At 69.9% G+C, this 21,431-nt stretch carries 23 protein-coding genes; 11 read left to right on the forward strand and 12 right to left on the reverse strand.

What is annotated here, in order from left to right; genetic code table 11:
- Window positions 1-2 precede the first annotated feature (2 nt).
- The 4 genes from SB754_RS17990 to SB754_RS18005 are packed head-to-tail and all read left to right on the forward strand — an operon-like array spanning window position 3 to window position 2,810.
- Window positions 3-659, forward strand: a complete 657-nt coding sequence (locus SB754_RS17990) for an MOSC domain-containing protein (RefSeq protein ID WP_410783772.1) — start codon at window positions 3-5, stop codon at window positions 657-659.
- A 56-nt stretch (window positions 660-715) separates the two neighbouring features.
- Complete coding sequence (locus SB754_RS17995) at window positions 716-1,171, forward strand: VOC family protein (RefSeq protein WP_410783773.1); 456 nt, start codon at window positions 716-718, stop codon at window positions 1,169-1,171.
- Between the two features lie 10 nt (window positions 1,172-1,181).
- Complete coding sequence (locus tag SB754_RS18000) at window positions 1,182-1,892, forward strand: winged helix-turn-helix transcriptional regulator (RefSeq protein ID WP_410783774.1); 711 nt, start codon at window positions 1,182-1,184, stop codon at window positions 1,890-1,892.
- Between the two features lie 51 nt (window positions 1,893-1,943).
- Window positions 1,944-2,810, forward strand: coding sequence for a LysR family transcriptional regulator (locus SB754_RS18005; RefSeq protein WP_410783775.1), 867 nt, complete (start codon window positions 1,944-1,946; stop codon window positions 2,808-2,810).
- A 100-nt stretch (window positions 2,811-2,910) separates the two neighbouring features.
- Here SB754_RS18005 and SB754_RS18010 read toward each other — a convergent pair whose 3' ends face one another.
- The 6 genes from SB754_RS18010 to SB754_RS18035 form a co-directional block, all read right to left on the reverse strand.
- Window positions 2,911-3,771, reverse strand: a complete 861-nt coding sequence (locus tag SB754_RS18010) for an aldo/keto reductase (protein WP_410783776.1) — start codon at window positions 3,769-3,771, stop codon at window positions 2,911-2,913.
- 31 nt (window positions 3,772-3,802) lie between these two features.
- Window positions 3,803-4,774, reverse strand: a complete 972-nt coding sequence (locus tag SB754_RS18015) for an aldo/keto reductase (protein WP_410783777.1) — start codon at window positions 4,772-4,774, stop codon at window positions 3,803-3,805.
- An 81-nt stretch (window positions 4,775-4,855) separates the two neighbouring features.
- Entirely contained in the window at window positions 4,856-5,113 is a 258-nt protein-coding gene (locus tag SB754_RS18020) for a glutaredoxin family protein (protein ID WP_410783778.1), read from the reverse strand.
- Between the two features lie 82 nt (window positions 5,114-5,195).
- Window positions 5,196-5,891 (reverse strand): nucleoside/nucleotide kinase family protein, encoded by a 696-nt coding sequence (locus SB754_RS18025; RefSeq protein WP_410783779.1) that lies wholly within the window; start codon window positions 5,889-5,891, stop codon window positions 5,196-5,198.
- Window positions 5,892-5,913: 22 nt separating this feature from the next.
- Window positions 5,914-7,212 (reverse strand): MFS transporter, encoded by a 1,299-nt coding sequence (locus SB754_RS18030; RefSeq protein ID WP_410783780.1) that lies wholly within the window; start codon window positions 7,210-7,212, stop codon window positions 5,914-5,916.
- A 5-nt stretch (window positions 7,213-7,217) separates the two neighbouring features.
- Entirely contained in the window at window positions 7,218-7,649 is a 432-nt protein-coding gene (locus SB754_RS18035) for a MarR family winged helix-turn-helix transcriptional regulator (protein ID WP_410783781.1), read from the reverse strand.
- A gap of 73 nt (window positions 7,650-7,722) precedes the next feature.
- On the opposite strand from SB754_RS18035, the gene SB754_RS18040 reads away from it, so the two are divergent.
- The 3 genes from SB754_RS18040 to SB754_RS18050 all read left to right on the forward strand — a co-directional run bounded on the left by SB754_RS18040 (window position 7,723) and on the right by SB754_RS18050 (window position 10,219).
- The gene (locus SB754_RS18040) at window positions 7,723-8,598 is read left to right on the forward strand and encodes an alpha/beta fold hydrolase (RefSeq protein WP_410783782.1); all 876 of its coding nucleotides are present in this window, start codon (window positions 7,723-7,725) and stop codon (window positions 8,596-8,598) included.
- A 139-nt stretch (window positions 8,599-8,737) separates the two neighbouring features.
- Window positions 8,738-9,787 (forward strand): biotin/lipoate A/B protein ligase family protein, encoded by a 1,050-nt coding sequence (locus SB754_RS18045; protein WP_410783783.1) that lies wholly within the window; start codon window positions 8,738-8,740, stop codon window positions 9,785-9,787.
- A gap of 60 nt (window positions 9,788-9,847) precedes the next feature.
- Entirely contained in the window at window positions 9,848-10,219 is a 372-nt protein-coding gene (locus SB754_RS18050) for a hypothetical protein (protein WP_410783784.1), read from the forward strand.
- Here SB754_RS18050 and SB754_RS18055 read toward each other — a convergent pair.
- Window positions 10,179-10,463 carry a GNAT family N-acetyltransferase gene (locus SB754_RS18055; RefSeq protein ID WP_410783785.1) on the reverse strand — a complete coding sequence of 95 codons (285 nt, stop codon included), beginning with the start codon at window positions 10,461-10,463 and terminating at the stop codon, window positions 10,179-10,181. The two genes, SB754_RS18050 and SB754_RS18055, sit on opposite strands and share 41 nt — an antisense overlap.
- A gap of 201 nt (window positions 10,464-10,664) precedes the next feature.
- Between SB754_RS18055 and SB754_RS18060 the strand changes: the two genes are divergently transcribed.
- Window positions 10,665-11,222 (forward strand): RNA polymerase sigma factor, encoded by a 558-nt coding sequence (locus SB754_RS18060; protein ID WP_410783786.1) that lies wholly within the window; start codon window positions 10,665-10,667, stop codon window positions 11,220-11,222.
- 28 nt (window positions 11,223-11,250) lie between these two features.
- Here the strand turns inward: SB754_RS18060 and SB754_RS18065 are convergent, their stop codons facing one another.
- The 4 genes from SB754_RS18065 to SB754_RS18080 form a co-directional block, all read right to left on the reverse strand.
- Window positions 11,251-13,527 (reverse strand): helix-turn-helix transcriptional regulator, encoded by a 2,277-nt coding sequence (locus tag SB754_RS18065; protein ID WP_410783787.1) that lies wholly within the window; start codon window positions 13,525-13,527, stop codon window positions 11,251-11,253.
- A 132-nt stretch (window positions 13,528-13,659) separates the two neighbouring features.
- The gene (locus SB754_RS18070) at window positions 13,660-13,953 is read right to left on the reverse strand and encodes a hypothetical protein (RefSeq protein ID WP_410783788.1); all 294 of its coding nucleotides are present in this window, start codon (window positions 13,951-13,953) and stop codon (window positions 13,660-13,662) included.
- Between the two features lie 217 nt (window positions 13,954-14,170).
- Window positions 14,171-16,123, reverse strand: a complete 1,953-nt coding sequence (locus tag SB754_RS18075; protein WP_410783789.1) for a sigma-70 family RNA polymerase sigma factor — start codon at window positions 16,121-16,123, stop codon at window positions 14,171-14,173.
- Window positions 16,124-16,327: 204 nt separating this feature from the next.
- On the reverse strand, window positions 16,328-17,002 hold the full coding sequence (locus tag SB754_RS18080) for a phosphatase PAP2 family protein (protein ID WP_410783790.1): 675 nt from the start codon (window positions 17,000-17,002) through the stop codon (window positions 16,328-16,330).
- 216 nt (window positions 17,003-17,218) lie between these two features.
- On the opposite strand from SB754_RS18080, the gene SB754_RS18085 reads away from it, so the two are divergent.
- The 3 genes from SB754_RS18085 (at window position 17,219) to SB754_RS18095 (ending at window position 20,279) form a co-directional block, all read left to right on the forward strand.
- Window positions 17,219-18,910 (forward strand): MDR family MFS transporter, encoded by a 1,692-nt coding sequence (locus SB754_RS18085; RefSeq protein ID WP_410783969.1) that lies wholly within the window; start codon window positions 17,219-17,221, stop codon window positions 18,908-18,910.
- Window positions 18,911-18,933: 23 nt separating this feature from the next.
- Window positions 18,934-19,428 carry a MarR family winged helix-turn-helix transcriptional regulator gene (locus SB754_RS18090; protein WP_410783791.1) on the forward strand — a complete coding sequence of 165 codons (495 nt, stop codon included), beginning with the start codon at window positions 18,934-18,936 and terminating at the stop codon, window positions 19,426-19,428.
- 77 nt (window positions 19,429-19,505) lie between these two features.
- Window positions 19,506-20,279: a hypothetical protein gene (locus SB754_RS18095; protein WP_410783792.1), complete on the forward strand. Its 774-nt coding sequence runs from the start codon at window positions 19,506-19,508 to the stop codon at window positions 20,277-20,279.
- A 116-nt stretch (window positions 20,280-20,395) separates the two neighbouring features.
- On the opposite strand, the gene SB754_RS18100 is transcribed toward SB754_RS18095, so the two are convergent.
- Window positions 20,396-21,406, reverse strand: coding sequence for a PHP domain-containing protein (locus SB754_RS18100; protein ID WP_410783793.1), 1,011 nt, complete (start codon window positions 21,404-21,406; stop codon window positions 20,396-20,398).
- Window positions 21,407-21,431 lie beyond the last annotated feature (25 nt).

Genomic DNA, 21,431 nt, shown 5'->3' on the forward strand with positions numbered 1-21,431 from the left:
CGATGGCAGAGATTCTCGCGGTGTGCCGGGTCGAGCAGCTCCTCCCTGATCAGGGGATCGGGGTCACGGCCATCGACAAGCGCCCGGTCGGCAGTCGCCTCCAGGTGCGTCCGCTCGGGCTGTTCGGAGACGTGCAGGCGAACCGGAAGCATCACGGCGGCGCCTCCAAAGCGCTGTACGCCTACGCCGAGGAGGACGCTGCGATCTGGGAGCAGAAGCTGGGTCGACCGATCGCTCCGGGGCTGTTCGGCGAGAACCTGCGAACGTCCGGCATCGACGTGAACGGGGCCGAGATCGGCGAGCGCTGGGCGATCGGCGACGAGCTGATCGTCGAGGTGACCTGTCCACGGACGCCGTGCGCGGTGTTCCAGCGGCGGATGCGGGAGCCGCAGTGGGTCAAGCGCTTCACCGAGGAGGGGCGTCCCGGCGCGTACTTGTCGGTCGTGAAATCGGGCAATGTCGGCGCCGGCGACCCGGTCCGGGTGGCCTCGCGTCCCGGTCACGGTGTGACGGTCGCCTCCTGGTTCCGGGGCGCAGACGCGTCGCAGGCCGTCGCGCTGGAGGCTGCTGAGGCGAATGGCCGTGTGGCCCTGGCTCGCGAGATGCACGAGGCGATCGACAACCTCCGCTCGCGCGGTTTACTTGTTCTTGACAAGTGAACTTGCAAAGAGCAAGCTAGGCGTATTCCGACATCCGGATCACGCAGGAGGGCATCATGGCCACGAACATCTTCGTCAACATCCCGACCGCCGACCTCGACCGTTCCAAAGCGTTCTACGAGGCCCTCGGCTATAGCATCAACCCGCTGTTCACCGATGAGAACGCGGCGTGCGTCGTGCTCAGCGACACCATCTACTTCATGGTGCAGACGCGCGAGTTCTACGCGACCTTCACCGACAAGCAGATCATCGACCCGCACGCGCAGGCCGGCGCCTCGATCGCCCTCAGCGCGGACTCCCGCGAAGACGTGGACGCCATCGTCGCGCGGGGCATCGAGGCGGGCGGAAACGAGCCGCGACCCGCCCAGGACTACGGCTTCATGTACTCCCGCGACCTGGAGGACCCGGACGGCAACAACCTGTCCTTCCTCTGGATGGTGCCGGAGGCCGCCGAGCGCGGCCCGGAGGCGTACATGACCGAGCAGGGAGCCGACGCTCCCGCCCAGGCCTGACGCCCGCAGCATGGCGGCACGGTCCCCGCGAGGGTTCGGCCAGTCGGGTGGCGTCGCCCGCGCCGTCGAGCGGGTCGGGGAGCGGTGGGCTCTGCTCATCGTCCGCGACCTGCTCGCCGGCGCCCGGCGGTACAGCGACCTGAAGGCGGGGCTCCCGCGCATCCCCACGAACATCCTCAGCGACCGGCTGAAAGAGTTGCAGCAGTCCGGCGTGATCCGCCGCGTGCCAACGGTGCGCGGAGGGTACGAGCTGACCCCGCTCGGGCGCGAGCTCGAACCGGTCGTGCTGGCTCTCGAGCGCTGGGGCTGGGCGGCGCCGGGGGAGGCGTCCGAAGGGGACGTGCTGACGGCGGACGCGCTGGGCGTGACGCTGCGCGCCGCGTTCCGCGCCGACGACGCGGAGGCGCTGCCGGCGACGGAGTACCTGGTGCACGTGGGCGAGACCTCGGTCAGCGCCGTCGTGGATGGCCGCTCGCTGGATGTGATGGACGTCGGCACTGCCGCTCTGCCGCAGCCGCAGCGCCGCGTCGACCTTCCGCCCCCGGATGACGTGCTGGAGTTCCTGGTCGATCGCGACGGGTTGAGCGTTCTGCTCCGCGACGGGGTGCCGCGGGTCGACGTGCTGGCCGGCGGCTCCGACCTGGTGGAGCGGTTCCTGCGGACGTTCCGGTTCGATCCGGTTCCGGAGGCGGGCGCAGATGCGGCGGCCACCGCCGCCTGATGAATCGGCGGGATGTCTCAGCGGCAGCCGATTGAGCAGTACCATCGCTGAATGGAACTCCGTCAGTTGCAGCACTTCGTCGCGGTCGCCGAAGAGCGCCACTTCACCCGCGCCGCCGAACTCCTGCGCATCTCGCAGTCCGGGCTGTCGGCCTCCATCCGCTCCCTCGAGGTGGAACTCGGCACGTCGCTCTTCGTCCGCAGCACTCGGCGGGTGGAGCTGACGGCCGCCGGTCAGGCGCTGCTCGCCGACTCCGTCCGCACCCTGGCCAGCGCGGCGGCGGCCCGCGATGCGGTCGCCGCCGTGCGCGGCCTGCTCCGTGGGCGGCTGACGATCGGCGCTGAGCCGTGCCTCGGGTCGGTCGACCTGCCGGCCGAGCTCGCCGCCTTCCGCACCACGAACCCGGGCGTGGAGGTGCGGCTGCGCTATTCGGGCTCCGAGGAGCTGGTGGAGGATGTCGCGGCCGGCCGCGCGGACGTCGCCCTGGTGGTCGACACGGGCCACACGCCTGCGGGGGTCCGCCTGCGGCCGCTGAGCACCCAGGAGATGCTGGTGCTCTGCCACCCGGAGCACCGCTTCGCGGCCGAGGCGTCCATCCCGCTGGAGTGGCTGCGCGACGAGCCGCTCGTCGGCTTCCAGGAGGGGTGGGGGGCTCAGGCGCTCACCCGCCGCGCTTTCGCCGCGGCCGGGTTCGACTACCGGGCGGCGATGGAGGTCAACGACGTGCACCCGCTGCTCGACCTGGTCGGGTACAACCTGGGGGTCGCCGTCGTCCCGGCGAGCTTCGCCCTCAAACGGCCGGACGCGTTGCGGGCCGTCGGCCTGCAGGGCGCACCGGCCTGGAGGGTCGCCGTCGCGGTCGCCGACCAGCCCAGCCCGGCCGCCTCCGCCTTTCTGGCGCAGGTCGAGCCGGGCTGAGCCCCCGCGTTCGAGCGACTGCTGTGCTACGGAACGCGTGCGGTCCGGCGCGCAACCGCACACGTTCCTCCGCGTAGCAGTCACCGCCGCGAGGGGGCGGTCAGGCTGCGTTGAGGAGGCCGAGCTCCTCGGGGCTGAGCTCCACATCCACGGCGGTGACCGAGTCGCGGATGGTCTCCGGACGAGACGAACCCGGGATCGGGATGACGTGCGGGCTCTGCGCCAGGTGCCAGGCGAGCGCGACGACCTGCGGGCTGATGCCGCGGGCGTCGGCGACGCGCTTGAACGGCTCGAACCGGCTGCCGAGGTCGCCGGCCGACGTGATGCCGCCGAGCGGGCTCCACGGCAGGAAGGCGATGCCGAGCTCGTCCGCGAGCCGCAGCTCCGGCTCGCTCGACCGGAACGCCGGCGAGAACTGGTTCTGCACCGAGACCAGGCGTCCGCCGAGGATCTCCTGCGCCTCCCGGATCTGCTGCGGGTCCGCGTTCGAGATGCCGGCCATGCGGATGAGGCCCTCGTCGAGCAGGTCGCGGATGGCGCCGACCGACTCGGCGTAGGGGACCTCCGGGTCCGGCCGGTGGAACTGGTACAGCCCGATGGCGTCGCCGCCGAGGCGCCGGAGCGAGGCGCGGGCGGCCTCCTTCAGGTACTCGGGAGACCCGTTCAGCGTCCACGAGCCGTCGCCCGGGCGCAGGTGGCCGCCCTTGGTGGCGACGAGGACGGTGGAGGCGTCCCCGCTCCAGCTGCGGAGCGCCTCCGCGATCAACTCCTCGTTGTGACCGACCTCGTCGGCCTCCAGGTGGTAGGCGTCGGCGGTGTCGATGAAGGTGATGCCCTCGTCGAGCGCGGCGTGGATGGTCCTGATCGAGCGTTCGCGGTCCGGTCGTCCCTCGATCGACATGGGCATGCCGCCCAGCCCGATCGCCGAGACCTGGACCTCGCCGATGGTGCGATTCTTCACTGCTGTCCTTCCGTTTCGTGCATGCCCGGGGTCACCAGGCGTAGTCCTCGGGGGCCGTCTTGTGGCCCGGGAAGATCTGGTCGAGGCGGTTCAGCGCCGCCTCGTCGAGCGTGATGTCGAGCGCGCGGAGACCGCCGTCGAGCTGCTCCTGCGTGCGCGGTCCGATGATCGGGCCGGTCACGCCCGGACGGGTCAGCAGCCAGGCCAGCGCGAGGTCGCCGGGCTCGTGGCCGAGCTCCTCGGCGAACGCCTCGTACGCCTCGATCGCGTCGCGGTGCTTCGCGAGAGTCTCCGCCGCGCGTCCCTCCAGCCGCCGCTTGCCCTCGTTCTGCTTGCGGACGACACCGCCGAGCAGTCCGCCCTGGAGCGGCGACCAGGCGATCACGCCGACACCGTTCGCCTGTGCGGCCGGGAGGACCTCCAGCTCGATCTGGCGGGTCAGGAGGTTGTAGATCGACTGCTCGCTGACCAGGCCCAGCAGGTTGCGCCTGCGCGCCTCCGCCTGTGCGGTCGCGATGTGCCAGCCGGCGAAGTTGCTGGAGCCGGCGTACAGGATCTTGCCCTGCGCGATGGCCGTCTCGATGCCCTGCCAGATCTCGTCCCACGGCGTGTTCCGGTCGACGTGGTGGAACTGGTAGATGTCGATGTAGTCGGTCTGCAGCCGCTGCAGGCTGGCATCCAGCGCCCGGCGGATGTTGAGCGCGGACAGGCGGCTCTCGTTCGGCCAGTCGCCCATGTCGCCGTACAGCTTGGTGGCGAGGACGGTGCGCTCGCGGCGGCCGCCGCCCTGGGCGAACCAGTTGCCGACGATCGTCTCGGTGGCACCGCGGCCCTTGTGCTGGCCGTAGACGTTGGCGGTGTCGAAGTAGTTGATGCCGGCCGCGTGGGCGGCATCCATGATCCGGTGGGAATCCTCTTCGGTCGTCTGCGGTCCGAAGTTCATCGTGCCGAGGACGAGGCGCGAGACCTTCAGACCGGAGCGGCCCAGGTGTGTGTACTCCATGACCGCCACTCTCCGCCCGCCGGAGTCAGTTGTCCAACAGGTGATGTGGATGGGATTGCGCGGTCCGGGTGATCAATCGGCTCAGGCGCGGAGGGCGGCCTCGAGTTCGGGGTCGGACGGCTCGACCAGGTGGCGGCCGTCCGGGAAGACGACGACCGGGATGTTCGTGCGGCCGCTGATCTGCTGGGCGCGGTCGGCCTCCTCGGGGCGGGCGACCAGGTCGATGTACTCGTAGTCGGCGCCGAGGCGGTCGAGGAGGGCCTTCGAGCGGATGCAGTCGCGGCACCAGTCGGCGCCGAAGACGGTCAGACGGTCGAAGGTGGAGGCGGGAGACGTCATCTCCTCAGCCTAAGCGGGCCGGTCTGGGACCCCGCCGAGTGGTGACACACTGTTGCTGCTCGGTCGGCGAAACAGCAACGACTCACCAGTCGGCGCCAGTGCCGCTCACCACGAGCGACGCGCGCGACGCGGTCGGCTCGATGAGGGCGGCGTTGGCGCCGTCGACGTCGCGCGCCCAGACGGCCGCCGCCTCCGGCGTGCGGCCGTGGCGGGTGTGCCGGTCGACGAGCCGCCGCATCCGCTCCTCCTCGGGCGTCGCCACGAACCAGCTCTCGGCCAGAAGCGAGGGGATGCGCGACCACGGATCCTGGTCGACCAGGAGGTAGTTGCCCTCCGCGATGACCAGCCGGGCGCCGGGCGGGACCGGGATGGACCCGGCGACCGGTTCGTCCACGATGCGTTCGAAGGCGGGGGCGTACACGATGTGGTCGCGCTCGCCGAGGATGCGCTGCAGCAGAGCGACGAACCCCCACCCGTCGAACGTGTCGAGGGCGCCTTTGCGGCCGTGGCGGCCGAGGAGGTCGAGGGTCGCATTCGCCAGGTGGAACCCATCCATCGGGAGGTGCACGGCCGTGCCGTCGCCCGCCATCCGGTTCGCGCGGTCGGCGACCGCACGGGCGAGGGTCGTCTTGCCCGAGCCGGGACTGCCCGCGATGCCGACGATCGCGCGGCCGTCCGCAGGCACAAGGGCGAGCGCACGCCGGGCCAGCGCATCCACATCGTCACGCACCGTCACCCCTCCACCCTCTGATCGGTCGCTTCCGCCATCAGGGAACATCCCCGCACCGTACCGCACGCGGTCAGGAGGTGCGGGTGGCCGTCGCCTCGGTCTCCTCGAGCTCCTCACGCACCACCTCGCGCGGGGCGAGGACGAACCGGGGGCGCCTCCCGGCGAACCGGAGACGCAGGCCGCGGTACTTGATGAGATAGAACACACCGACCAACGCGGCGGCGAAACCGCTCGCTGCGCCGACCCCCATCGCCCAGCGCGGCCCGAACGTGTCGGCGACCCAGCCGACGATCGGCGCGCCGACCGGCGTGCCACCCATGAAGATGGCCATGTAGATCGCCATCACGCGGCCGCGCAATAGCGGGTCGGTGGTCATCTGCACGGTGCCGTTCGCGGTCGTCATCAAGGTCTGCGACGACACTCCGATCACGATCAGGGCGAGGGCGAAGAGCCAGTACGTCGGCATCACCGCGGCAAGCGCGCAGCCGAAGCCGAAGAAGGCGGCGCCGGCGAACAGCAGGGACACGCGCGGCTTGTCCCGCCGGGCGGACAGCAGGGCGCCGACCACAGACCCGATCGCCATGATCGAGGACAGGATGCCGTACTCACCGGCTCCCTGGTGGAACACGCTGACCGACATGGTCGAGATGAAAATCGGGAAGTTCAGGCCGAACGTGCCGATCAGGAACACCATCACCAGGATGACCATGATGTCCGGGCGGCGTCGCACGTAGCGGAACCCATCGACCAGGCCGCCCCGCGAGCGCTTGGCGCGTTCGGCGCGGTACAGATGCTCCCTGCGCAGCATCGCGAGCGACAGCAGCACGGCGCCGAAGGTGGCGGCGTTGATGAGGAAAACCCAGCCGGCGCCCACGGCGGCGGTCAGCAGGCCGGCGACCGCCGGACCGATCAGGCGCGCGGCGTTGAAGGAGGCCGAGTTCAGCGCGACCGCGTTGGACAGGTTGGGGCCGGCGACGAGCTCGGAGACGAAGGTCTGACGGGCCGGGGCGTCGAAGGCGGCGACCACGCCCAGCAGCAACGCGAAGAGGTACACGTGCCAGAGCTCCACCATCCCGGTGACGGTGAGGATGCCGAGCCCGAGACCCAACGCCCCCATCGCACCCTGGGTGGCCATCAGCAGCTTGCGCCGGTCGAGGTGGTCGGCGGCCCATCCGGTCACCGGGAGCAGCAGGAGCTGAGGGGCGAACTGCAGCGCCATGACGAAGCCGACGGCGGAGGCGTTGTTGTGGGTGAGCTGGGTCAGGACGATCCAGTCCTGGGCGGTGCGCTGCATCCACGTGCCGACGTTGGAGACGATCGCGCCGGCGGCCCAGATGCGGTAGTTCACGCCGGCGAGGGAACGGAACATGGCACTCACGAGTCGGCGATCTCCCGCATGATCTCCGCCGCTGCGGCCAGCGTCGCCCGCTGCTCCGGGCTGAGGCCGGCGAGGCGCTGGTGCAGCCAGGCGTCACGCCGTTTGCGGGTCTCGGCCACCAGCCGTGTTCCGCGCTCGGTGAGGACGACGACCACCTTCCGGCCGTCCGCCGCATCGGCGGTGCGCTCGACGTAGCCGGCCTCCTCCAGGTGGTTGACCGTGCGGTTCATCGAGGGAGGCTTGACCCGCTCGTACTCGCTGAGCCGGCCGATCGTTCCCGAGCCCTCGCGCGCCAGGTAGCCGAGCGTCGCCGTCTGCGCATCGCTCAGCTCGTGGTCCTCCTTCTCGGCGCGGAGGCGGCGCGAGAGGCGTGCGACGGCGATGCGCAGCGCTGTGCTGAGATCGTGGGTCGACAGTCGTGCACTCATACATAGTTAGCCTAACAAATTAGACCGGCTAAATAAACCCGCCGTAGGCCCGCGGGTGCGCCAGAATGAGCCCGTGCAGAGCCAACAGGACCGGACCTTCGAGGGCGAAGCCGGCGTCCGCATCCACTTCGACGTCTACGCGCCGGCCTCGGCCGACGCCCGGCCCCCGGCCGTCGTCCAGCTCGCGCACGGCGTCGGCGAGCACGCCGGTCGCTACCGGGAGCTGGCCGCGCACCTGACCGCTTCCGGCTACCTCGTCTACGCCGACGACCACCTGGGGCACGGGCGCACCGGGATGGAGCAGTGGAAAGGGGATGCCGGCCGGCTCGGCACGCTGGGACCCGGCGGGCTGCGTGCGGCGGTCCGCGACGTCTCCGCCTTCACCACGCTGATCCGCGACGAGAATCCCGGCATTCCTCTCGCCTATGTCGGGCACAGTTGGGGGTCGTTCATCGGCCAGCTGCTCCTCAACCAGCACAGCGACCAGTACGACGCGATGGTGCTCTCCGGAACCGCGTACCGCATGCTCGGCTCGATGAACGGCGGCGACCTGAACAAGCGGCACGCGCACCTGGGCACGACGGGAGCGGAGTGGCTCAGCCGCGACCCCGCCGTTGCGCGCGCGTTCGTCGACGACCCGCTGACCACGCTCACGCCCTTGCAGAAGCTGTTCGGGATCGCGGACGCGGCCCGCCTGCTGGGTCGCCCCTCCCGATCGCTCGCGCACGACCTCCCGGTGCTCATCCAGGTCGGCTCCGACGACCCCGTCGGCGGTCCGGAGAGCGCCCGCCGCCTCGAGCGGGCCTACCGCACGCGCTCCGGCCTCACCGACGTGACCACCATCGTCTACGAGGGGGCCCGGCACGAGATCTTCAACGAGACCAACCGCGCCGAGGTCTTCGCCGACCTGACCGCCTGGCTCCTCCCGCGCTTCCCCTCCCGCGCCTGACCTCACCCGCCCCGCACCCGCCGCGAGCCGGCCTCCGCCCCAGCCGTCGAGTCCTCACTTTTTGCACGCTTGGGGCCCGAAAACGTGCAAAAAGTGAGGACTCGACGGTGGGTGCCGAGGGGGGATTTAGGGTGGGGGTATGCATGGTGAGTACAAGGTGCCGGGCGGGAAGCTCGTCGTCGTCGACCTGGAGGTCGTCGACGGCCGGATCGCGGAGTTCCAGCTGGCGGGGGACTTCTTCCTCGAACCGGACTCCGCACTGGAGGCGATCGACGCAGCGGTCAACGGGCTCCCGGCGGAAGCGGACGCCAAGACCATAGCCGCAGCGGTGAAGGAGTCGCTGCCCGAGGGCGCGACACTCCTCGGCTTCTCGCCGGAGGCCGTCGCCGTGACCGTCCGCCGCGCCCTCGCGAAAGCGACCAGCTGGCGGGACTACGACTGGCAGATCGTTCACGCGAAGGCCGTCACCCCGCAGCTGCACCTGGCGCTGGATGAGGTGCTCGCGACCGAGGTGGGCGAGGGCCGCCGCGGGCCGACGCTCCGGATCTGGGAGTGGGACGAACCCGCGGTCGTCATCGGCAGCTTCCAGTCGGTCAAGAACGAGGTCGACCCGGAGAACGCCGCCAAGTACGGCATCCAGGTCGTCCGCCGGATCTCCGGCGGCGGGGCCATGTTCATGGAGGCCGGCTCGGTGGTCACCTACTCGATCTACGCCCCCGCCGACCTGGTGCAGGGAATGAGCTTCGCCGACAGCTACGCGTTCCTCGACGAGTGGGCGATCATCGCGCTGAAGTCGCTCGGCATCGACGCGGTCTACCAGCCGCTCAACGACATCACGAGCCCGTCCGGCAAGATCGGCGGGGCTGCGCAGAAGCGTCTCGGCTCCGGCGCGGTGCTTCACCACGTCACCATGAGCTACGACATGGACGGGCAGAAGATGACCGAGGTGCTGCGCATCGGCCGGGAGAAGATCAGCGACAAGGGCATCACCAGCGCGGCCAAGCGCGTCGACCCGCTGCGCAGCCAGACGGGCCTCAGCCGGGCGGAGATCATCGAGCAGATGAAGCTCACCTTCCGCACCCTCTACGGTGCGACGGACGGCGACCTGACCGAGGCCGAGTACGCCGCCGCCGAGCAGCTCGTCGTGGAGAAGTTCGACACCGAGGAGTGGCTGTACCGGGTTCCCTGACCCGGTTCGGCCAGAGGCGATCCCCAGGAAGCGCACAGGTCCTCCGGTACCCTGGAGGGCGTGAATTGGTGGGCTGTGGGGATCGTCGTGGCGTTCGTCGCCCTGATCGTGGTCGCCGTGAAGCTCGGCTGGATCGACCTGTCCAACAAGGCCCAGCGCGGTTCCGGCACGATGAGCGGCGCCATCGGCGGGTCGTTCGACGAGATCTTCGCCCCTGCCCGCCACGAGGCGCAGCAGGAGATGGACCGGCAGACGTTGCTGCCCGCGCCCGCCCCGCTCCCCGGCGATGGAGGCGAGACCGGCTGGCACGGCGGCAAGATCACGCTCGACCTCGGCACCGCCGGTAACGGCCAGCGCGCCGAGGGGCGCGAACCCACTGAGGACGGCCGCGCTACCGCTTCTGCAGCTCCGCGTACTCGGGGTGCTCGCTGAGCCACCTCCGCACGTAGGGGCACGACGCGATCACCCTGCGATCCGAATGGTCGCGGACGTCATCGAGCGCGGTCTGAACAAGGGTGGAGGCCATGCCCTTCTCGCGCTTGGCCTCATCCACCTCGGTGTGGGTGAAGACGATCGCGTCGTGGCGCAGGTCGTACTCGGCGACCCCGATCACCTCGCCGTTCTGGACGAGGGCGTACCGCGACTGGTCGGGCTGGTTCTCGACACTCAGGCTCATGCCGCAACGCTACCCCGCGCGCGCCGCCGCACCGTCCGCGTCAGGTTCCGGCCGCCTCCGTCGTCTCTGACAGTGGAGGCGGAGCTCTTCGACTCGGTAGTCGCTCCGTAGTTTCCCCGTTACGGCACGGGGGCCACCGAATCGACTCTGGGGTCATGGAGCGGGAAGCCACCCGCTCCTCGACCCGACCGAGGAGACGCGATGACCGAGCCCGCCGTCCGTGCGACCGACTTGGAGCTGGTGAGCAAGGTCCGTGAGGGTCATACTGCCTCGTTCGGAGAACTCTGGCACCGCTATCAGGGCTGGGCGCATCACATCGCCCGGAGCACTACGGGCCGGTACGACGCCGAGGACATCGTCCAGGAGGCGTTCGCCAAGGTGCTGAGGTCGCTTCGCAACGGCCACGGTCCCCGCGAGGGGTTCGCGCACTACCTGCGCACCGCGGTCCGCAGTGTTGCAGCGACCTGGGGTGGCCGGGACTGCCGCGTGACGACCGTGCCGTTGACCGAGGACTCCGCGGTCGGCAGCTACGCGTTCGAGGTCAGCGATCTGGGCGACCTGGAGCAGCCCTTCCGTCAGCTCCCGGCGCGCTGGCAGCGCATCCTGCACCTATCCGCGTTGCAGGGCCTCCCGATGGCGGAGGTTGCGGAATCGATGGGCCTGACGGTCGGCGCCGCGACGGCACTCGCCGCACGGGCGCGCGGTGGTCTCCGCCAGGCGCTCGCCGCGATGCGGCACGACCTGGAGCTCGCTGCCTGAGGCGACGGCCCGGAGGCCGATTCCCCTGTCAGCCGTCTCCGCTCTCGCGGTACCAGACCGCCAGCTCGGTGCGCGACCGGAGGCCCAGTTTCACCAGGGCGTTCTGCACGTGCGACTCCACGGTGCGGATGGAGACGAACAGCCGGCCGGCGATGGCTTTGTTCGTCTCACCGTCGGCGACGAGGGAGGCGACCTGCGTCTCGCGGGACGTCAGTCCGGTGGTCGTCCCCGCCGGTGCTCGTGCGGTGCGAAGCCGCGTCTCGACGACGTTGCGCACGGCGAAGTCGATGCTCTCCTCCTCCGCCAGCTCCAGGCCGTAGGCGAAGGCGCGCTCGAATGCGGGGTCGCCGAGGCGGAGCCTCAGGGCCCGCTCGGCGGTCGCGCGATCGAAGAAGTACGGGGGATAGCTCGCGCGGATTGCGCCCGCCTCACGCCAGCGTGCCGCGGCGCATCCGAGCAAGGTGGCGCCGCGTGCCGGTTCCGCCCGCTCCTGCGCCACGTCGGCGAGCAGCTCGAGCGCTTGGGCGACGCCCAGCCCGTGCCCCAGCCCGCGTTTGAGCAGCAGGGCCTCCCGGGCGTCGGAGTCCGTCCGGTCGTAGTTCCCGGCTCGCGCAGCCGCGGACGCACGGGTGGTGAGAGCGAATGAGCGCTCGAAGCGGTCGCCGACGACCAAGGAGCGTTCCGCGATCTCCTCCATGACCCTACGGCCCTCGTCCCAGCGCCCGACGGCGTACAGCCGGGCGACGAGACGCTGCGGAGTGTTGAAACGCTCGAACCGGTACGCCTCGTCGCCGAGGACGCGCATCACGTCCTCCAGTACGGCGATGGCGGCTTCGTCGTCGGTTCCGGCCGGCTCCGCTGCACTGGCCAGCACGATTCGGCACTCCCGCTCGGTCTCCTGGCCGTCGTCGGGCGTCAGGGACCGGTACGCAGAGACGGCCCGCTGGAACTCGGTCTCGGCCAGGAGCGGCTTCTCGGTGAGCGAGAACACCAGCGAACGCAAGGCGTGGCCGAGCGTCCCCCAGTACGGCGACGGATTCCCCGCATCCAGGGCGATGCCGAGCCACGTCCCCAACTCGTCCCCGCTGCCATGGATGAACCACGCCTGTCGCCAGGCGGTGACCACGATCCCGATAGCGGTGTCGGCGCGGCCCAGACCGGCAGCGGTGACGACGGCGCGCCGGATGTTCGGGATGTCGCCCCGAAGCCGGCTGAGAATCTCGGCCTGACGGTCGGAGAACCAGTGGTCCTCCGCATCCTGCAGCCGGAGAAGCATGCAGTTTGCGAAATGCATGCGCACGCCGTCCGCATCGTCGAGGCGTTCCGCGCCGAACTGCTGGATCGCGGGAAGGAGTTCGTAGCGCACACCGGCATCGGTGCGGCGGCGGTGGACGATGGAGCGACGCAGCAACTGCTTCAGCACCATCGCGGCCTCTGGTCGCCCCGGTACGCTGAAGCCGGCCATCGCCTCGCCGAGCGGAAGATCCCACCCCGGTGCCAGGACGGAGAGGTCCGTCCACACCCGGCGCTCTGCCGGGCTGCAGCGCTCCCAGCTGTCTGCTACGGCGGTTCGCAACGACCGCTCGGTCGGGTCGGCCGGCTCCAGCGCCTCCAGTTGATCGTCCATGCGGTCGGCCAGGGTCCGGGCATCCATGAACTGCAACTGCGCGGCCGCCAGTTCGATTGCGAGAGGAACGCCCCGCGTCGCCCGGCAGATCCGCAGTACGTCCGGGAGGGAGCCCGCATCGAGCACGAACGAGGCGTCGCCCGACGCCGCATAGGTTGAGAACAGCCGCACAGCGTCACTGGACGCGGTCAGCTGTTCGGAAGGGAAGGGCGGGATCGCGACCAGCGCTTGGGCGCGTGACCTCGGGGCCTCCCGGCTGGTGACGATCAGGCGGGCCCCCGGGCATCCGGCGAGCAGTCCCTCGAGGAGCGCGGAGGTCGATGGGATGGCCTCGTCCACATTGTCGAGCACGATCAGCGCGTCGCCATCGCCGATCGCCGCGAGCACCGCCTCCAGCGGCCGGTCGGCCGGGTCGATCTTCAGCTCTTGCGCCAGTGCCATGGCCACGTCGGGCCCCCGGTTGTGCATGTCGACGTACCAGATCCCGGATACGCACCGGGCGAGGCCGATGGCTGCGGCGGCCGCAACGCTGCTCTTGCCGACTCCTGGTCCGCCCGTCAGGGTGACGACGCGAGCAGAGGTCTGAAGGAGGCGCCGGGCGAGGGCGATCTCTTCCCGCCGACCGGTCAGAGGGGCGAACCGGGTAGGGAGGACATGCGCAGCATGCGACGCGGGCATTCGTCTGCCTTCCTCCGGCTCGGGGAGCCGTACGCGCCCGCGCAGGTCTGTGCGGGCGCGGAGCACCCAGTGAAGCGATGGTCGCAGACCGGGTGTCGCGCCACTAGGCACTTGTTCGTCGCCTGCCGACCTTCAGGACGGACTTATGGAGGGCGGAGATTGCTCCGCGCTGCATTTGAAACGGTCGATGATCCGGTACTCATCGGCCGAGCCCGTTTCTTCGACCCGGACCGTGTCGTAGATGCGGAAATCGAGGGTGCGGAGTTCGGTGAGGAGTTCGGAGCGCTCGTTGAGCAATGCCGAGCGCAACGGAGCGGAGGGGTCTCGCGGGATGAGCGGCGTCACCACCTCGCCGCGCCAGCCGTCGGTGACGACGCTGATGAGCGCCGCGGCCCGTTCGCGTGCGTGTACGGCGACTGCCCTCATGCCGTCCTTCCGATCTCCGTTCAATGCACCGCGCCACTGAGTGACCTGTGACGTGCAACGTGGATAGAGTGACCCGGCGCCTCGAACCCGACGATGGCGCCGGGTCACTCTGGAGCGAGGACAGCCGAGAATGGCCGGCCCCTGCGGGGTGCGCGAAGCCCGATCGGCACCCTCACTGATATAGACGGATGATCCGTCGGATCATGACGCGCGAATGCTATTCACCGAGAACCCACTGCGTTCGGATCTGGTCGGACGTGAGAGCGGTGCGGTAGACGGCGGCGTACGCGAGGCTCCCGGAGAAAGCGCGCTGCGACGGCGTGGGGGCGCCCCAGTTGTCCAGGTTGTCGAAGCCGATCCTCCAATAGCCGTCGAACACCTGAGCGGTCACCACTGTGCCGTCGTGCGCTACGCGGTCCGCATCGACGTACAGGGACATGCCGTCCGGCGAGAGCGTCGCGGTCGCGAGGTGCCACTGATCGTCTGCATAGCTGCGCTCGGACGCGATCGTGTGCACCGTGCCGGGATAGACGCCGAAGACGATCCGGCCGTCGTCGGTGAGGAAGAGGTGCCGGTCGTAGTTGCGGGACGTGCCCTGGGTCGCGTCGCTGTAGCCGATCAGCCTGCCCCCGCCCACGCTCGTCCTGAACCAGATCTGCACAGAGAAGACGTCGGTCGGCCGGCGGAGCGTCTGGTCGCGAAGAGCCCAGGCCGACCCTCCGGCTGACCGGTCGTACCGGGCTGTTCCGTTGTGGATGAAGTCGACGGCCGTGTCTGCCGTGTCGTCGAGCCGGTAGGCGAACAGCGTGTCCTCGGGCGGAATGGCGCGGACGGCGGATTCCCGGCCCGCCACGGCCTCCGGTGTCGCCGGTTCCGCGGGATCGGGCTCGTCGGGATCGGGCTCGTCGGGTGGGGTCGGCTTCGCAGGCGCCGGCTGCCCGGCGGGGGGAACCCCGAGGCCCGGCACGGCGACGTCAGAGTCGTTGCCGGCTGGAGCCGTGCCGGCGGACGGCAGGCGGGGCTCGATGCCGTCATCCCACGCATCTGATGCCGCAGAGCCGCCGTCGCCGATGCTCGGGGGTTCTGCCTGAACACCGCTTTCGGTCGAGCCCTCGTGGGGAGCCGGATCCTCCGCTCGGGCCTTCGACTCCGACGGTGTGGAGCTCGCGTCGCTCGTTTTCGCGTCGACGGACTCGCTCGGTGGTGACGCCATGACGGAACCGACCGTGAGCGCAGCGGCGGCGGCCACCGTCGTCGCGACCGCTGCCAGCCCTGCGTGGGAGCTGCTGCCCGCCGTCTGGAGAAGGTGCCGCACGCGGCTTGCCGGCGAAGCCGCGCCGATGCCGGAGGCCGGGACCGAGGCAGCGGCGGCGCTCGTGGTCGAGTTGGCGGCCCACGCGGTGTATCCGGCCGCCCCTGCTGTGCCGAGGATGAGCGGCAGGATCGCGAGGGCCAGCCGGGAGCCGATGCGATCGGCCTCGCCCGCTGCCTCCGCGCACGCCGGGCACTCCTCCAGATGCTGGGCGATGCGCCTGCGGTCGGGCCGGGACAGCTTGCCGCGGACGTAGCCTCCCAGCCTGTTCACCGTCCAGGCGTGCACGGGATCACCCGCTCCCGATTTCGCCAGGTGCGCGCCGATCCAGGCCTGACGGAGCCCCTCGCGCGCCCGCGAGGCCAGGGCGGAGACCGCGTTGGCGGTGAGCCCGAGGAGTGGCGCGACCTCGCGGGGGGCCATGTCCTCCACCTCTGTGTACCAGAGGACTTCCTGCCAGCTGTCGGGCAGTGCGTAGAACGCCTTCGCCATGGTCTCGCGCTCGATCTTGTCGAGGGTCGTGAGCTCGCTGTACGACCAGTCCTCGAGGGCGTCGGGATCGTCGATGTTGGGTGTGGTCGTGCGGCGTGACCAGTCGATCGCGACGTTCCGCACCGTGGTGGCGAGGTAGGACCGGAAGCCGGACGTGGGACCCTTCCCCTTCTCGACAGCCTTGAGGATACGGGCGAACGCCTCCGAGGCGAGGTCGTCGGGTTCGAAGCGGCCGGTGATGGACATGGCCATCGCCCGCCCGGCCTGCCAATGTCGCTTGAAGATCACGCCGTAGGCGTCTGTATCGCCCTCTCGGGCTCGGGTCAGCAGATCGGCGTCGGAGAGATCGTCGAGTTCACGGGTCATCAGGGTTCGGGTTCCTCAAGTGGGCAGCGCGGGTTTATTGGTGTAGACGGAGCGCACCGACGTTCGTGACGCGAAGTCGCGAAAAAAGTCGCGGTCGCGACTGCGCTCACTGCTCCCGCTGGAGGAGTGACCCTGCAAACGGGCTCGCCCTGACGCAGAGCCCTCAGCTGTCGAGGAAGTTCCCGAGTTCCGCTCGGTCAGGCCTCAGCGCCTGCGAGCGCCGCGTGCCCGGCCACGCGTCGCGAGATTCCACAGCCCGGCCACGAGCAGCGCTCCGGCGACGCCGTTCAGCACGCCGCCGACCACGTCCGTCCCGTAGTGCACGCCGACGTAGAGGCGGGACCACCCGACCGCGAGCACGAACAGGCCGCCGACGATCAGGACGACCGCGCGGACGGACGCGCGGCGGCTGACCATGGCGAGGGCGGTCACCAGCGCGGCGGCGAACACCACGTGGCCGCTCGGATAGCTCAGCGTGGCGGGGGAGATGTGCAGGATGTGGGTGAGCCCCGCGGTGGTCGGTCGCGGCTGTGCCACGACGGTCTTGACGACGAGGGTGGTCAGCCATCCTGCGCCGGTGGTGACGCACGCGCCGAGCGCGCGCCTCCACCCGACCAGGAGGAGCAGCACCACGAAGACGATCGCGAGGATCACGGCGACGACCACCGGATGGTCGAGGCGGTCGAGCAGCAGGGCGGCGCCATCGAGCAGAGGCGAGTTGACCCGGTTGACCGAGGCGTCGAGGCCGTTCAGCTGGAGGGCGGGCAGCGCTTTCGCCGCCAGCCCGAGTCCCAGGGTCAGGACGAACAGTGCCACGGTCCAGACGATCCAGTGGACCGGCGTGAGGAGCGACCAGGAGCGCGTGCGACGTGAACCCATCCTTCGAGGTTAGGGACCGAGCGCTCGCCCGGGCTGGGGAACCGCCCGCTCCGGCTATGAGGACATTCAGCAGACATGGGTGCTCAGGAATAATGCAGCACTGCAAATAGTTAGTTGACTTTGGTCACCTATATATTTATAGTTGATCGTAGTCAACCAATTGCGTGAAGGATCCACATGTCCACAACACTCTCCAGGGATGGAGCGCCGGCAGTGATGTCGCACCGGCAGGTGCTCGAATCCCTCTCCGGGCTCCTGCTCGGGATGTTCGTCTCGATCCTCGCGGGCACGGTCGTCTCGACCTCGATGCCGCGGATCATCTCCGAGCTCCACGGGAACCAGACGGCGTACACCTGGGTCGTCACCAGTACGCTGCTCGCGACCACGGTCTCCACCCCGATCTGGGGCAAGCTGGCCGACCTGCTCAACCGCAAGCTGCTCATCCAGCTCGCGCTGGTCATCTTCGTCGCCGGCTCGGCGATGGCCGGATTCTCGCAGGACACCAACATGCTCATCGGCTTCCGCGTCGTGCAGGGCCTGGGCGCCGGCGGTCTGACCGCGCTGAGCCAGATCATCATGGCCGACATCATCAGCCCGCGCGAGCGTGGCCGCTACATGGGTCTCTTCGGCGGCATCATGGCCGTCGGCACGGTCGGCGGACCCCTGATCGGCGGTCTCCTCACCGACTCCGTCGGCTGGCGCTGGAACTTCTTCGTGGGCGTCCCCGTCGCAGTGGTGGCGATCATCCTGCTGCAGATCACGCTGCGTCTCCCCAAGCGTCCGGCCCGGAAGGTCCGGATCGACTACCTCGGCGCGATCTTCCTGGCCGCCGGCGTCTCTCTGCTGCTCATCTGGGTGTCCCTCGCGGGCAAGAACTTCGACTGGTGGAGCGCGGAGACGTGCTGGATGGTCGGAGGCTCGATCGCGCTGATCATCGCGACGATCATCACCGAGCTGCTGGTCAAGGAGCCGATCATCCCGCTCGGCATGTTCAAGAACCGCACCTTCACGCTCGCGGTCATCGCCTCCATCTCGGTGGGCGTCGCCATGTTCGGCACGTCGGTCTTCCTCGGCCAGTACATGCAGCTCGCCCGCGGCGCGACGCCGACGGAGTCGGGTCTGCTGACCCTGCCGATGATCCTCGGCCTGCTGCTGTCCTCGATGATCGTGGGTAACCTGATCAGCCGGTTCGGCAAGTGGAAGGGCTTCATGATCGCCGGCTCGGTGCTCCTCACCGTCGGCCTGTACCTCATGAGCACCATCGAGTACGACACCAACTACTGGCTGGTCTCGGTCTACATGCTGATCCTCGGTGCGGGTGTCGGCATGGTCATGCAGAACCTGGTGCTCATCGTGCAGAACACCGTCCGGCCGGAACAGCTGGGCGCAGCGAGCTCGAACGTCGCCTTCTTCCGCAGCCTCGGCGGCACCATCGGCGTGTCGGTGATGGGATCCATCCTCGGCACGGCGGTCACCAACATGATGGCCGACCGCAAGGACGAGCTGCTGGCCGCGGTCGCGAAGCTCGGCGCCAAGGGCGTCGCGGCGGCGAAGTCGCTGCAGAGCGGAACGCTCCCCGAGGTCAACTCGCTGCCGCTCCCGATCCGCACCATCGTGGAGTCGGTGTACGGCCAGGCGGTCGCGGACATCTTCCTGGTGGCCGTGCCCCTGGCGATCATCACCATCGTCGCGATCCTCTTCCTCCCGAACATCAAGCTCGGCAGCAAGACCGCCATCGAGCGGATGCGCGAGGAGAACGGCGAGACGCCCCGCGAGACGTCTCTCGAGGCGGCCGAGGAGAACGCGGTGGAGGTCGCGGAGGCCCTGATCGGCGCACCGGTGACCGGCTCGGTGACCGCAGTGCGCGGCGACGCCGAGGACGACATCTCCGCTGGGAACCGTCGCTAGCCGCTCACGTTATGATCGCGGCCATGGATAACACGGATCGGGTGGCGGCGGACTCCGCCGCCACCCGTCTCGTCGCCCCGGAACAGGCGAGCGACGCGGCCATCTCCGACGTGGAGGAGCAGTTCACCCGGCTGTTCAACCAGGTCGGCACCGCCATGCGGGACCGCGCGGAGCGCATCCACCCGGACCTGCAGCCGGGAGGCTACAAACTGCTGACGACGATCGTGCGCAGCGGCCCCATCCACGCCGGCGCCCTTGCGGCGATGCTGTACACCGACAAGAGCGTGATCAGCCGGCAGCTGAGACTTCTCGAAGACATGGGGTTCGTGGAACGCCAGGAGGATCCGAGCGACCGGCGGGCCAGCTTCATCGCGGCGACCCCTGCGGCGGTCGAGAAGGTCAACGAGGTGCGGGCTGCCGACCAGGCGACGCTGTACCGGAGCCTGCGACGCTGGGGCGAGGACGACGTCCGCCGCCTGGCGGACCTGCTGGCGCGGCTGAACGAGGTCACGGGCTGAGCAGCTGACCAGCTGAGCGGCCCTTCGGGCGACGGAGCGGTGGCGCTCCAAGGCGACGCTGGTACCCTTCATCCGGTATGCAGCCCGCATCCGCCCCCCTCCGCCCCCGCGGCCGCCGCTCGGCAGGCCGCCGGGCCGCCGTGCCGTCACGACGGGTGCGCATCCGGATCCCGCGGCAGCCGCGGCGTGCCGTTCTGCCCCTGCGTCACCGCATCGGCGTGACGCTGGCCGTCATCGGTCTGGTCTGCGGCTTCTCGATCGTCCCGACGGATGACGCGCTCGCCTCCACCCTCCGCATCGCGCCGGAGACCACCCTCGCGCCGTCCGCTCCGGGGCAGGCGCCGGCACCCGCGCATCCCCAGCGACTGCTGGTGGACGCCACGATCGCGGCGCCGGTCGTGAACCGCGACAACCTCACCGCGACCGACGGACTGCAGACCCTTGCGCGCGTCGGAACGAACGAAGCGTGGGCGAAACTCGTCCTCATGTTCGGCGGGTGGCAGCAGACGGACGCCAACGTGACCGTGATGCTGCGCTGGATGCGCCAGGAGAACGGTCCGCCCGACTGGTGGAACCGGAACAATCCGCTGAACAACGGCTACGGCTCGGGCGGCGGAGCGGGCCTCGGGAGCTATCCGGACCTCGTCACGGCGGCGGAGTACTGCGCGAAGAACCTGCAGCGGGGCTACCCCGACATCGTGGCGGGCTTGGAGGCCGGAACCTCGGCGGACACGACTGCCGCCGCGATCTGGGCGAGCCCGTGGGCGAGCAGCCACTACGGCAACGGCACCCACTGGAGCACCCGCCCGGTCGAGATCGTGCAGGCCCCCGCCTCCGCCTGGGGTCTGTAACCCTCACTCTGAGCGATCGAGTGGTGAGTTGCTGCTCGAATTCGGGTCGAGTGGTGAGTTGATGTCGCCACTCGGCGGGTTCAGGGTCGAGGGGAGAGGGGGCGAGGGGGAGGGGGTCAGGACTTGGCGAGGAAGGTGCGGAGGCGGGGGAGCGGCCAGGTCGTGATGATGCGGTCGGCGGGGACGCCGTTCGCCACAGCGCGCGCGGCGCCGTAGGAGAGGAAGTCGAGCTGGCCCGGCGCGTGCGCGTCCGTGTCGATCGAGAAGAAGCAGCCTGCGTCGAGGGCGCGCTGGATGAGGTCGTCCGGCGGATCCTGCCGCTCGGGCCGAGAGTTGATCTCGACGGCCACCCGGTGCTCGGCGCACGCCGCGAAGACGGCGTCCGCATCGAACTCGGACGGCGGACGCGTGCCCCGCGAGCCCTGGACGAGGCGGCCGGTGCAGTGCCCGAGCACGTTGGTGTGCGGGTCGCGGATGCCGCCGAGCATCCGCTTCGTCATCGTTCGGCGGTCTGAGCGCAGCTTGGAGTGGACGCTGCCGACGACGACGTCGAGCTGGTCGAGGAGGTCGGATGTCTGGTCGAGCGTGCCGTCCTCGAGGACGTCGACCTCGATGCCGGTCAGGAGAGTGACGGATCCGGTGTCCATCTCCTCGATCACATCGAGCTGCTCCTCCAACTGCTCGGCGCTCAGGCCGCTCGCGATGGTGAGGGTGGGCGAGTGGTCGGTGATCGCCTGGTATTCGCGGCCGAGGGTCGCCGCGGCGGCCGCCATGACGTCGATCGGCACGGTGCCGTCCGACCAGTCGGTGTGGCTGTGCAGGTCGCCGCGCAGCTGAGCGAGGAGGTCCAGCCCACCGCTGTCGAGCGGCGCGGCGTTGCGCTCGCGGAGGTCGGCGAGATACGCGGGCACGTCGCCCTCCACCGCCTGGGCGATCACCTGGAAGGTGCGGTCGCCGATCCCCTTCGTGCGCTTCAGCCGGCCGTCGGCGATGCGGGCCGCCAGCTCCTCCTGCCCGAGGCCCTCGATGGTGTCGGATGCTCGGCGGAAGGCCTGTACCTTGAAGCTCGGGGCGAGCTCCCGCTCCAGCCAGAAGGCGATCTCGTTCAGCGCGTCGATGGCGTCCATGGGCCCATGCTCCCACCCTGTCGGT

The sequence above is a fragment of the Leifsonia sp. SIMBA_070 genome (assembly GCF_046534635.1).
Classification (GTDB): Bacteria; Actinomycetota; Actinomycetes; order Actinomycetales; family Microbacteriaceae; genus Leifsonia.